The organism is Mucilaginibacter sp. BGA-UO-ETr-C110, from assembly GCF_059567985.1.
In genome coordinates this window covers 2,595,571-2,609,585 of record NZ_JCAQPB010000002.1, presented here as the reverse complement: position 1 = coordinate 2,609,585, position 14,015 = coordinate 2,595,571, and the positions used below count along the sequence as shown (strand labels likewise).

The following is a 14,015-nucleotide window of genomic DNA, read 5'->3' as shown; positions in this document are numbered from 1 at the left end:
CAGGCACCCGGATATCGGATATCGCCTTATATCAGCCTTTTTATTGAATTAACCAATTAGTAAAAAATAAACTAAAACAATTGCCTATGGGAAAATAAGCTAAAACGATTATGTAATGTCAGGGAGGCCATTACATGTTGATTTCCTCCTGAAAGAATCTACACATCTTATTACACAAATTAAGTATTAACTAATTTAAAAAGCTATGAAACACAATTTGGATAGGAATAACCCCCTGCTAAAAGTTTGTAAAACTGTTCTGTACCAAATATTAATAGTTCTGATATTTGCACCGCTATCCTATGCGGGTGTTACTAATACCCGGAAAATATCGCCAAAAACCATATTGGGAAGAAAAAATAACATAAATACCCCTATAAAAGTGTCTGGTAATGTAAGCGATCAGGCTACCGGTGAGAAATTGATCGGTGTATCGGTCATGGTTAAGGGTAGCAATAACGGCACTGTAACCGATGTTAAGGGAAACTTTACAATCACCGCTCCTGATGATGGCGTTTTGGTGATAACCTACATTGGTTACAATACCTTAGAGATTCCTGTTAATGGGAAAAATGCCCTCAGTATTAAATTGCAAGCCTCCTCAAAAGGCCTCACCGAGGTTATAGTTGTAGGTTATGGTGTACAAAAAAAGGTAACTGTTACCGGTGCTGTGGCATCTGTAAAAGGGGCCGATCTGGAAAAGTCGCCTACGGTAAATTTATCAAATACGCTGGCCGGGCGTTTACCCGGAGTTACAGCCGTACAATCCAGCGGCGAACCTGGCTATGATGGCTCTGCTATCCACATCCGCGGAACAAACAGCTTGGGTAACAGTGATGCCCTTGTGGTTATTGATGGTGTACCAGACAGGGCCGGAGGTTTGGAGCGTTTAAACTCGGCTGATGTAGAAAGCATATCGGTTTTGAAGGACGCATCCGCCGCGATTTATGGTTCAAGGGCAGCAAATGGTGTAATTTTGATCACGACCAAACACGGCAAATCAGGAAAAACACAATTGTCGTATGATTTTAACCAGGGCTTTGCGCAGGCAACGGTAATACCCAAAATGTCCAGCGCCGCGGAGTACGCCACGCTGAATAATGAAATTACTTTATATAATAGCGATACACCTGTATCTGAATGGGGTGCTGCGTGGTCGGCTTTTAACACAGCCGGTAGTTACAAGCAACAGAGTGGAAAAGTAATTAACGCGGCTTTTCAACCTGCCGATATACAAAAATACCGCGATGGTTCAGATCCTCTCGGTCATCCAAATACCGATTGGTTTGGCACTACTTTAAAAACATGGTCGCCTCAGAGCCGCCACAATCTTCAGTTAAATGGTGGTTCAGACAATGTGAAATTTTTAACCTCACTTGGCTACACCAACCAGGATGGCTACTACAAAAATTCCGCAACTGGTTACAAGCAGTATGACTTCCGCGTAAATCTGGATGCCAAGGTAAATAAGTATATCAATACCAGTATTGGTGTAACGGCACGTGAGGAAGCAAGGAATTTTCCAACACAAAGCGCGGCAGATATATTCAGGATGCTGATGCGAGGCAAGCCAACTGAGCAGGAAGTTTGGCCCAATGGCTTACCCGGACCGGATATCGAGAACGGACAAAACCCTATTGTGATTACAACTAACCAAACAGGTTATAACAGGGACAGGAGAGACTATTTTCAGACCAATGGAAAGGTAGAGTTATTGATTCCCGGAGTAGAGGGTTTAAAATTGACGGGTACGGCTTCTATCGATAAGTTTATACAGCGTAACAAGGTATGGTCAACACCATGGACATTGTATTACTGGGATCATAAATCCTATGAGGCAGATGGCAAAACCCCTGTACTTACACCCAGTGTACGTTCTACCTTTACTGATCCGCGGTTGTCACAAAGTGATGAAAATAAGTTGAATGTTTTACTCGGCGGTTTTGTCAACTACGACCGCACTTTTGGCGACCATACCATTAACCTGATGGCTGCCGTAACCCGCGAAACCATAAGCGATGATTATTTTAGTGCCTATCGCCGTTATTTTCTTTCTCCCGATGTTGATCAGTTATTTGCCGGTGGCGACGCGGAAAAAGATAATTCAGGCGGTGCTTATGAGCGGGCCCGGTTAAGTTACTTTGGCAGGGCAGCCTATAACTATAAGCAAAAATACCTGGCGGAGTTTTTATGGCGTTATGACGGATCATATATTTTCCCGGCAGCACATCGTTTTGGATTTTTCCCGGGCTTATTGTTAGGTTATAATATATCACAGGAAGATTTCTGGAAAAATAACTTTAAGGCCATCAATTACCTAAAGATCCGTGCCTCATACGGACAAATGGGAGCTGAGCCGTATTTCAATAACACGTTACAGGAAAATCAATATCTGTCAACCTATGGTTTTGGGAGTTATATATTTAATAATCAGGTAACCAAATCCTTATATGAGCTTCGGGTACCTAACCCAAATTTTACCTGGGAAGTAGCCAATAATTACGATATAGGTTTGGAGGGTGAGTTGCTTGAAGGCCGCATTAATTTTGAATTTGATTACTTCTATAATAAACGAACCAATATACTTTGGGAGCGCCAGGGATCTACACCGGCAAGTACAGGCATAAGCAATCTTTTACCTCCTGAAAATATAGGCAAGGTTAACAATAAAGGTTATGAGTTTAAGATAGGTTATAAAGGGAAGATAGGTGAACTCAAATATAATGTAAGCATCAACGGTGGATATGCCCAAAACAAAATTATATTCCAGGACGAAGCTCCTGGTGCACCGCCATATCAGTTTGCTACAGGACATCCTATCGGGGCTCCGCTTTTATACATTTCCGACGGTGTGTTTAAAGATCAGGCCGAAATTAATGCCAATAAGTTAGATTACAGCGGGCTAACCCCTCAGCTTAGACCTGGTGACCTGAAATTCAAGGATGTTAACGGCGATGGTAAAATTAACGGTGACGACCGCGAACGGCTTAATAGGGGTATTACACCAACATTTACAGGCGGGTTATCACTCAATCTGCAATATAAAAGTTTCGACTTGTCAATATTATTTCAGGGTGCTACAGGTGGTTATCTGCCTATCAATACTGAATCGGGTGATATTGGGAATTACCTCCAATATACTTATGACCACCGCTGGTCTGTGGATAAGCCAAGCAGTGTTGATCCAAGGATAGCTAACCGGGGCGATACCTGGTATTCGGTTAATAACAATCCCAGTACTTATTTCTACAGAAGCACCAATTATCTCCGCTTAAAAAATGTGGAATTGGGTTATAACCTGCCCGGCCAGATAGCTCAAAAAATAGGAATGAGCAATTTAAGGGTGTATGTAAGCGGTCTTAACCTGCTCACCTGGGATCAATTGAAAATATGGGATCCGGAATCACTTTCAGGCAACGGACAGTATTATCCGCAGTCAAGAATTTTAAACACCGGTATCAGAGTAACCTTTTAATAACGAAAACCATGAAAAATTTAATCAAACATATTTTAACTGTATTAATTGTTTCGGGCGCGTTACTTACCTCATGTAAGAAAGACTTTTTAAATACCAAGCCCCTAACAGAAGTGCCTTCTGAAGATACCTGGAAAGATGGCGCCCTTTCTGCCGCTTTTGTAAACGAAATTTATAACGGCTTAGGCAATGGAGGTTTTGATGAGCAGGAGCTGGCCTCCCTATCAGACGAAGCCGTATTTACCCATCCTGGCAGAAGCATAAATGTTATTAATGAAGGTACGGTTGGCCCAACCAATATCGGCTGGACAAACAATACCTATGAGTGGGGAAGCATGTATAACCGTATCAGGACATGTAATGTGGCGTTACAAAACCTGGCTAAGGCCCCGATAGATCAATCACTCAAAGAACGCTTGCAGGGGGAGTCTCATTTTTTACGGGCTTATTATTATCAACAATTAGTGCGTTATTATGGAGGGGTACCGCTCATTACCAAAGTATACCAGCTTGGTGAGGCCGATTACTCAGCGGCCAGAAACAGCTATGATGATTGTGTTAAATTTATCACTGCTGATTGTGATAGTGCGATTACCCTTTTAACCGGTAAAACTATGGATAAAGGCCGCACATCAGTGCCAGCCGCTTTGGCTTTAAAGTCAAGGGTGTTGTTATATGCAGCAAGCGATCTGCATGATATCCCCACAGCCAAAGCTAAATCTGCTGTGATCAGCGCTTATGCTCATCCCGAGCTTTTGGGTTATATAAGTGGCGACAGGACTGCCCGCTGGCAGGCAGCAAAAGACGCGGCCAAAGCTGTTATAGATGCTGCTGGCACTGGTTATAAACTCAATTTAGCTTCCCCGGCCTCATTTGACGATGCTAAGACTAATTATATCTCTATTGCGATGGGCGGCGGCAGTAAAGCCACCTTTGTTGATGTCGCAGCTTCGAGCGAACTTATTTTTGCCAGGTATTTTGTTGCTGGTAAAGACGAAGGCGGCGAAAATGTAGGTTTAAATAATGGCCCCAATGGTTATCATAACTGGGCAGGTAATACGCCGGTTGAAAATTTAGTAAGCGATTATGAAAATAGCGATGGTACTAAATTCGACTGGAATAACCCGGCCAATAAAGCCGCGCCTTATAAGAACAGGGACCCGCGGTTGTATGCTTCTATCTTATTTGATGGTGCAGGATGGAAACCCCGCGACAAAATATCAGGTAATGTTGATCCGGCCAATCAAATTCAAACCGGAAGCTACCAGGTAGGCTCGGGAACATTGGCTGGTTTGGATACCCGCCAAAGCAGCATCGAAAACTGGAACGGCAGCTGGACTGGCTACTATGTGCGTAAATTTATTGATATCGACCCGAACGTTGTGGATAATAACACTAAACAGTTTATTCCATGGCCGTTTTTCAGGTACACCGAAGCGGTATTTAATTATGCCGAAGCCTGTATCGAATTAGGGCAGGACGCCGAAGCCCGCACCTGGCTCAATAAGATCCGTTTCCGTGCGGGGATGCCAGCCCTTACAGAATCGGGCGATGCGCTGAGGCAACGTTACCGGAATGAACGGAGGGTAGAAATGGTTTATGAAGAACAGCGATTCCATGATGCACGTCGCTGGATGATAGCGCCTGCTACCCTGGGTCAAAAACTGATCTTCATAACCGTAACAGGCACCCTAAAGCCAGGCAAAACAGCTCCGTCGCCTTACAAGCATGACGAAACTATTTATAACTATACTTACACGCCTGCAATTGATAACGGGATCGAAAACAGGCAATGGCTTGATAAGATGTACTTTTTACCCATCAGCTTAACAGAGGTAAATAAAAACCTTAAGCTGATCCAAAACCCGGGCTATAATTAAAAAGCAGAAAGTTTATTCTTAAAAAGTAATCTGCTCAGAAGGCTTTGCTGTTATTAACAGCAAAGCCTTCGTCTTTTAATCTGGTGGATTAACACTTAAACCTCAGCGGTCATAATACCTTGTTACTATCACCCAAAACTTATTAAAAATGGTATTCATAAGGTTTAATATGGCTGCCTGGATGTAACAAACCTATGATAATTAAAATATTTGTTTTTTTTCTGAGCTTAATTAATAAATTTAGAAGTAAGTCAATACATATGAAAAAAACAATACTTTTTTGCTTTCTCTTTTTTGCTCTTAAAATCTGCGACGCGCAGGAAACGTTCCCGGTTAACGGTGCGTGGGATATCCGCCCGGGGCAATACGCTTTTACAAATGGCACCATAGTTACCAGCGCCGATCAAACGATAAGCGGGGGGACTTTATTGGTTAAAGACAGGATAATCGAAGCCGTTGGTAAAGATATCCCCATCCCCAAAGGATATACCGTAGTTAACCTGGAAGGGAAATTTATTTACCCCGGGTTGATTGATGCTTATTCCACTTATGGTATGCCTGAACAACCTAGACAGGCGTTTGGAGCCGGAGGTTTTGGTGGACGAACTATTGTTCCCGTATCAACAAAACCCGGAGCTTATGGTTGGAACGAATCCATAAAACCCGAAATGAATGCCAAAACAGTATTTCATGGAGATGCTGTAAAGAGTGAAGATTTAAAAAAGAATGGCTTTAGTACCGTGCAATCGCTCATACATGATGGAATTGCCCGCGGAACTTCGGTTGTGGTGAGCTTAGGCGATGAACGCGACAATTTAGTGATGCTGAACGACCAGGCAGCGGCACATTATTCCTTCAGCAAAGGTACTGCTGCTACCAATTATCCATCATCATTAATGGGCAGTATAGCGTTGCTGCGTCAAACTTACTATGATGCGCAATGGTATAAAACACAAAAAGGAGAATACAATATTTCCCTTGATGAGTTTAACCGGACACAAAATCTGCCCCAGATTTTCGAGGTGACTGACCCGCAAAGCATTTTACGCGCAGACAAAATAGCCAGGGAGTTTGGCCGGCATTATATATACAAAACGGATGGTCAGGAATATCAGCGCATTGCTGCTATAAAGGCTACTGGTAGTGAGTTTATCATCCCCATAAATTTCCCTGAGCCTTATGATGTGGAGGATCCTATGGATGCCCGGAGCATTAAATATGAGCAATTAAAAAACTGGGAACTGGCTCCAACCAATCCAGGAGCTTTGGAAAAAGCAGGTGTGAAATTTGCCATAACCTCCTTTGGTTTAACCAATGCCCGTGATTTTTGGACAAACATCAGAAGCGCCATCACCTCCGGCCTTAGTGAAAAACAGGCGCTGAACTCATTAACAACCATCCCGGCAGAAATGCTTGGTGTTGCTGATAAAGTAGGTACATTGACCAAAGGTAAACTGGCCAGCTTTATTATTACTTCAGGCGATCTATTCAAACCAGATAACATTATTTATGAGAATTGGACAGAAGGCCGCCAATATGTGGTAAGTAAAATGAACGTTGCCGACTTACGGGGCAACTATCAGGTTAACGGAACAGGTTTTGCCAATACCACTTTAATTATTAGCGGTACGCCAGGCGTATATGAAGTGAGTGTTAAACGCTCTGGCGTGGATAGTACCCGCACCCGGGGCACCATTACCAGGGCCGGCGACCGGGTAAGCATCTATTTTGATTACAAGAAAAATCCGGAAGGCATTATCCGTTTATCGGGGTACATATCTTCGGTTTCCCCGATAACATTGAAAGGCGATGCCGTATTTCCGGATGGATCATTGAGTAAATGGGCTGCAACATTCACGAGTGCTGCACCGCCATCCAGATCTCCGCAGGATACCCCCAAACCTAATGCAAGCGTGGGGCCGGTCATTTATCCGTTTGCGGCGTTTGGTAATGCCGAGATACCCAAAGCGGAGACTGTATTACTAAAAAACGGTACTGTTTGGACAAATGAAAAAGATGGCGTATTAAAAAATACCGATGTATTAATTGAAAACGGTAAAATAAAGGCAGTAGGTAAAAACCTGTCATCAGCAGGAGCAAAAGTAATTGATGCAACAGGCAAGCATATATCTGCCGGCATTGTTGATGAACACTCGCATATCGCGGCAACAGGAGGTATTAACGAAGGTACGCAGTCGGTTACCTCCGAAGTGCGCATTGCGGATGTTATTGACGCAGAGGATATCAACCTGTATAGACAATTGGCTGGTGGGGTAACCACATCGCATATATTGCATGGTTCGGCTAATGCCATTGGCGGTCAAACACAATTAATTAAACACCGCTGGGGTATGCTGCCCGAAGAGATCAAATTTGCGGGTAGTGATGGCTTTATCAAGTTTGCCCTAGGTGAAAACGTAAAAGGAAGTAATAATGGGGCGCCTGCTAATAACGCAGCCTTGCGCTTTCCGCAAACACGTATGGGGGTTGAAGAAGTATATATAGATGCCTTTACACGAGCTAAAGAGTACAAAGCCGCCCGTGCCGCAAAAGGAAGCACCACCCGGAGAGATCTGGAGCTGGATGCCCTGGTAGAAATATTGGATAACAAACGCTTTATCACTTGCCACTCCTATGTACAATCGGAGATCAATATGCTGATGCATGTAGCCGACTCCATGGGTTTCCGCATCAATACCTTCACTCATATATTGGAAGGTTATAAAGTGGCCGATAAAATGAAAGCGCACAATATTGCCGGTTCTACATTTTCGGACTGGTGGGCATACAAAAGTGAGGTGGCCGAGGCTATTCCGTATAATGGCAAGCTGATGCATGAGGTGGGCTTGGTGACAGGCTTTAATTCAGATGATGCTGAAATGGCCCGTCGCCTGAATCAGGAAGCCGGGAAAGCGGTAACCTACGGACACATGAGCGAGGAAGACGCCTTAAAGCTGGTAACCCTGAACCCTGCAAAAATGATGCATGTAGATAACCGGATAGGCAGTATTAAACCAGGTAAAGATGCCGACATTGTTTTATGGTCGGCAGACCCGTTGTCTGTTTATGCCGTTGCCGAAAAAACTTTTGTTGATGGGGTGCTTTACTGGGATATTGAAAAGGATGCCGAAAAGCAAAAGGCCCTGGCCGCGGATGAAGGACGTATCATACAAAAGATGCTGGAAGCTAAAAGCAAAGGCGCGGCTACGCAAAGACCAACTGCAACCCGCCGTCGTCTTTATGAGTGTGAAAGTGTTGAGGAAGACAATTTTGTAGTAGCCGACGATTATACAGAAATGGAGCGGGCCAAAGAAGCAGCACGCCAGGCAAGAGATCGTAACGAGCAATAATTTATATGAATCAAGAATCAAGAGTCAGGAATCAAGAGAGAAATTAACCTTCTGTCTTAATTCTTGATTCTAATATCTTGGCTCTTAGTTTAAAATCAACATGAAAAAAAATATATTAAGTTTAGGAGGATTATTGCTTGGCATTTCCTTCTCTTATGGGCAGGCCAATATTTCGCCGGCCAAACCACAAGCAAAACCTGTTGTAATTACAGGCGCAACGATACACGTCGGGAACGGACAGGTAATTAACAACGGTTACATCACTTTTGTAAAAGGTAAAATCACGGGTGTTGGTGAAGGCGCTGCACCAAGCGTTGCCGATGCAGAAGTGATTGATGCCACCGGTAAACAAGTATACCCCGGGTTTATAGCCCCAATGACCACATTAGGCTTAGTTGAAGTAGAAGAGGGAGCCCGCGGTACAGTTGACGATACAGAAACCGGTGATCTCAACCCGCATGTACGCTCGTTGGTGGCTTACAATACCGATTCCAAAGTTATTCCTACAGTACGTTCCAATGGCATTCTATTGGCTCAGCCCACTCCAAATGGAGGCGTGATCTCCGGGGAATCCTCAGTGGTACAGTTGGATGCCTGGAACTGGGAGGATGCGGCTTATAAAAAAGATATCGCCATCCATTTAAACTGGCCTACAGCTGCTGTAGGTGGCCGCGAAAGAAGAGGGGCGGTGCCGGTACCTGGAGTTGTGCAGGAAACACCGGCCCAGCGTGCCCAGAAAAAGATAGATGAGATCACCAGTTTGTTTGAGCAAGCTAAATCATATGCGGAAATAACTAAGCCGTCAGTAACCAATATCCGTTTTGAGGCTATGAAGGGTTTGTTTAACGGTACAAAAAAACTGTTTATCATTGCTGATAATGCTAAAGAAATAGGGCAGGCAGTAACATTTTCCAAACGCTTTGGTATTTCGGCGGTCATTGTTGGGGGGAAAGAATCATACCTGGTTACCGACCTGTTACGGGAAAATAATGTGCCGGTAATTCTCCGCGAAACCCAGGCCTTACCCGATAGGGATGAAGATGATGTTTACCTGCCGTACAAATTGCCTAAGTTGTTACAGGATGGGGGCGTACTTTACGGCTTAACCGGTACAGGTTTCTGGCGTCAGCGCAATTTGCCTTTTGAAGCCGGGCAGGCAGTAGGATATGGCTTAACCAAAGAACAGGCTTTATCCATGATCACCCTGAACAATGCCAAAATATTAGGTATTGATAAAACCACAGGTACGTTAGAAACCGGAAAGGATGCAAACCTTTTTATATCTAAAGGCGATGCCCTGGATATGATAGGCCTTGATGTGGAAACCGCTTTTATACAAGGCCGCAATATCAACCTGGATAACCTGCACAAGCAGCTTTACAAAAAATTTAGCGACAAATACGGCTTAAAGCTATAATTGCTTTTTTGGGTATAAAAAGTGGGTTTACATAGTTTACACTTTTTAAAGGTTTTGTTAGTTTATATAATTGATAATCAGATAATTAATTATTATTTATGTCGTTTTTTGGGTTTACACTGTAAACCATGTTTGAGGGCCTCTGCGGGAGACGTTGAGGGAAATGTAGAAGATGTTAAATTATCTTTCTGAGGGAGGGAATGGTTCATGAGCTAGGCTGATTAAATTTAAAAGCATGGGATATGTGCGATTCCCTCCCTTGGGAGGGTATTAGCCCATCATATGACAAAAAGGATGAAAATGTTCAAAAAAAGGGTGGCTGTCACCCTGAGCTCCGTCGAAGGGTAGAGGGCAGAGGCCTGCCCACCATACTTCGACGGAGCTCAGCATGACACCCTTTTTAGATAGCCGCCAATGATTGGCGATTACTCTTTCTAAGAGCCCTGCAAAGACATAAAATGATGTTAAGAAATTGTGTAAAAAAAATTGCTTATTATTTCAATTGCTTATTAGCTTAATTTTATAAATTGCCGGTGCAATATGAGTAAATATTTAATCCTCTTTCTTTTTATAGGCCTTACCACATCGCTGTTTTCAAAAACGCATGTACGCAGATTTAAATTAACTCATAAAATAAAACACGTAAACGCCAGTCTATCAACAGATAGTGTTTCGGCAGATACGCTCCTTCATTTTGCCCAATCCCTTTTAGGTACGCGGTATCGTTCCAGGTGTTCTGATCCATCAGCGGGTTTCGATTGCTCGGGATTTGTAAGTTATGTTTTCAAGAAATTTAATTTTAATGTACCCCGTTCCTCCTGCGAGTTTATCAGTGTAGGTACAAAAATCAGATTAGAGGATGCCCGGCCTGGTGATATCATCCTATTTACAGGCACTAAAAAACATACCCGCAGAATTGGCCATGTGGGTATCGTATATTGCAATTCGAGCGATGAGTTTAAATTTATCCACTCCACCTCCGGTAAAGAACATGGCGTTACCATATCCAATATGGATGAAAGGTATAAACGCCGCTTTGTACAGGTTATCCGCTTGTTAATTTAACATTTTTCTTATCCTGTTGATATAAAAAAAGCTTCTGTGATATCACAGAAGCTTTTTTATGATGATGGAAATCAGCAGATTTAACAAATAATAATTAGTTCTTTTGCTGTGAAAGGAAAGTGATAAGCGAAGCAAATTCCTCGTATGATAACGCGTTGGCAAGACCGGTAGGCATCATAGATGTTTTCAATTCCTTGCGACTGATGATGTCAGCAGCTTTTACTGTAAAAACATTGCCTGTTATATCCCGCATCACTATTTTTTGGGCCGATTCTTCGGTGATGAAACCCATATAGCTTTTGTTTCCTTTTGCAGATATTACAACGGTAGCAAAGCCCTGCGAAATTGACGCGCTTGGTTTTAGAACCGACTCCGCAATTTGCTGCCGCGTCATGATGGAACCGATTTGCCCCATAAACGGCCCTTTCAGCTTTTCGCCCCTGGTTAGGCTATGGCAAGCTATACAACCCTGGCGGGCAAAAAGAGCTTTTCCTTTTAAGGGATCTCCTTTTATTTTAGCGATCATCAGCATCACATCCTCGATAGAAGATTTCCCAATCTGACCTTTCTTATTCGTGATCTTGGCCAAATCGATCTTAACCTCTTTCTGGGCAACACCTTTGTCTTCACCGCCAAATGCTGTAATACCCATTTGATGGCGTGCATTTAAATTGGCAAAGAACTGTTTTCCGGTAGGGCTTGATTTGGTCCATTGAGTTTTTAAAAATTGCTCGATCCGTGCTGAACCTGCCCAGGTAACGCCTTTGTAAATTGGCCCGTGCGAATCTGGTCTGGTACCCCACCACCAGGAAGCATCATAATCAGCTTCTTTTTTATAAAGGCGTGATAGCGTTACCAGTATTTGCTTTTTAGTTTTATCATCTTTAACTCTGGCGTAGGATTTAATTAGACCATCAACAGCTTTGGTATCATACATATACCTTAAAGCCCATAAGGCCAGAGTTGAATTCGGTGTGCCGATAGCATTAACGCAATCATCAACAGCATTCATGCTCACCAATGCCCTTACTGCAAGGTGTGGTAATATAATGGCCGCATTAGGTTTGGCATGCGGGCCTTCTTCATTTTTGTTTGGCGCCACAAAAGTAGCCGGAACCGGTGTTGCTAATAATGCCTGTGCTGACGTTATCCTGTCCAGGCGGTTCAAACCAACAATAGCTGCTGCCTGAACACGTTCAGAAGGATCTTTTAAAGCAGCTAAAAACGGTTCAGTGGGAACATTTTGAATACCAGCCTTTCTGTCGGCCAGTGCTCTTAAGGCAAATTCTCTTAAGTCTTTATCCTTTGTAAGCTGTACTAATGCGGGTATCCCATTTTCACGGGCTGCCTGGGCATAGGTATAAACACCCGCTACCCGGGCATATAATGGGAGGCTTGCATCATTTGCAATTGCAAGCGACAGTTTTCCGGCCTCGTCGGCATGATGCGTAAGGAGTTCCTGGGATGCGCTTAACCGGGCTACAGCGCTTGCTGATTTAAGCAGGTTTGCCAAATCGCTTGCTGAGGCGGCTTTAAGATCGGGGAAAGCTTTGTAAGTCCAGTCTTTGGGTACCGCTCTTACAACATAGCCTTTAGCCGCATCGCCGGAATAACCGGCACCATCCCATGCAGAAAGATAAAGCCTTCCTGATCCATCTACATCCAGATCCGTAATTTGCGGTAATTGAATAAATTCTTCTTCTTTTTGCTGAAAGCTGGCGCCATCTGGTTTTAAACGATTAATATACAATTCGCTTCTTCCCCAGTCAGCCGTCATGGGTACATGGTTATACTTTTCTGGCCAGGTAGGCTCGTCCATAAACAAAGATCCTGTACCCGATCCGCCTCCTAAATCAACCAGGGCTGGCAAGATCTCGTCCGTAAAATGCTGGAATAATACGGGATATCCATATTCGCCCGATTGTATGTGATGAGAAAAACGGATATTCCATCCACCGCCATCATTGGTATTGTCCCTGGTGAAAACATTCATGTAAGGATCAATGGCTACATCATAAATATTCCGGGTGCCGTGGGTGTAAATCTCCATCTCGGTTCCATCCGGCCTTACCCTTACTATGCCGCCACCCAGCATGGTTAGTTTCTTGCCACTGCGGTCTATAGCATCGTGAAAGCCAAAGTCGCCAACAGCTATATATATCCAGCCATCAATCCCCATCCGTATGCCATTGGTAGCGTGATCTGTACCCCGTTCGGCCAGCATATGGGCGTTGCTTATATGTTCAATAAGTGGCTTTGGTGGCCCATCGGCAATGCCGTCCTGGTCCTTATCAGTAAAAACTTCCAGGTTCATTCCGGTAGCTTTACCTGTTTCTTTTGAAAATACAGTGTGCATCACAAAAACCTGGTTGCCCATCACCAGGATTCCGCGGGGATCATCAACTTCGGCAAATTCTGTATGCTTGTCTATCTTACCGTCATTGTCGCTGTCTACAAGCCTGATAATTTTTCCTTTTCCGGGAGTTTTACCCAGGGAGCCTATCATATCTACACCCACAAATACCTCACCTGTTGGCGCTGTTGCAATACAAGCGGGACTTGGTGTAAGCTCGGGACCTGCAAACCTGGTAATGGTTAACCCATCCGGCCCACGTGAGGTATCTCTTTGCCCGATATTTGATACATGGCTTTGATTGAGCAAAGCATGCTTAATTTGAGGTTGATCTTCTTGAAAAAAAGCGCCTGTGAAATATCTAAGCGTACCGAAAAAAACGACGACAAAAAACAGGGTGAAAGACAGTTTTAGCATAAGGTTAAAAATTTTAGGAAATAATAAGTGTTATTTAAACGGATAAATTTATGTGTTT

At 43.6% G+C, this 14,015-nt stretch carries 6 protein-coding genes; 5 read left to right on the top strand and 1 reads right to left on the bottom strand.

The annotated features are described in order from the left end of the window. Positions 1-205 precede the first annotated feature (205 nt). From AC57BQ_RS11540 to AC57BQ_RS11520, 5 genes are all read left to right on the top strand, one after another. Positions 206-3,475 carry a SusC/RagA family TonB-linked outer membrane protein gene (locus tag AC57BQ_RS11540; protein WP_496406427.1) on the top strand — a complete coding sequence of 1,090 codons (3,270 nt, stop codon included), beginning with the start codon at positions 206-208 and terminating at the stop codon, positions 3,473-3,475. Positions 3,476-3,486: 11 nt separating this feature from the next. Continuing rightward, complete coding sequence (locus AC57BQ_RS11535; protein WP_496406426.1) at positions 3,487-5,355, top strand: RagB/SusD family nutrient uptake outer membrane protein; 1,869 nt, start codon at positions 3,487-3,489, stop codon at positions 5,353-5,355. A gap of 260 nt (positions 5,356-5,615) precedes the next feature. Further along, complete coding sequence (locus AC57BQ_RS11530; protein ID WP_496406425.1) at positions 5,616-8,705, top strand: amidohydrolase family protein; 3,090 nt, start codon at positions 5,616-5,618, stop codon at positions 8,703-8,705. Positions 8,706-8,805: 100 nt separating this feature from the next. After that, a complete protein-coding gene (locus tag AC57BQ_RS11525; RefSeq protein WP_496406424.1) occupies positions 8,806-10,122 on the top strand; it encodes an amidohydrolase family protein in 1,317 nt (438 codons plus the stop codon). Between the two features lie 540 nt (positions 10,123-10,662). Continuing rightward, positions 10,663-11,187 carry a C40 family peptidase gene (locus AC57BQ_RS11520; RefSeq protein ID WP_496406423.1) on the top strand — a complete coding sequence of 175 codons (525 nt, stop codon included), beginning with the start codon at positions 10,663-10,665 and terminating at the stop codon, positions 11,185-11,187. A gap of 94 nt (positions 11,188-11,281) precedes the next feature. Here AC57BQ_RS11520 and AC57BQ_RS11515 read toward each other — a convergent pair whose 3' ends face one another. After that, positions 11,282-13,957, bottom strand: a complete 2,676-nt coding sequence (locus tag AC57BQ_RS11515; RefSeq protein ID WP_496406422.1) for a DUF7133 domain-containing protein — start codon at positions 13,955-13,957, stop codon at positions 11,282-11,284. Positions 13,958-14,015 lie beyond the last annotated feature (58 nt).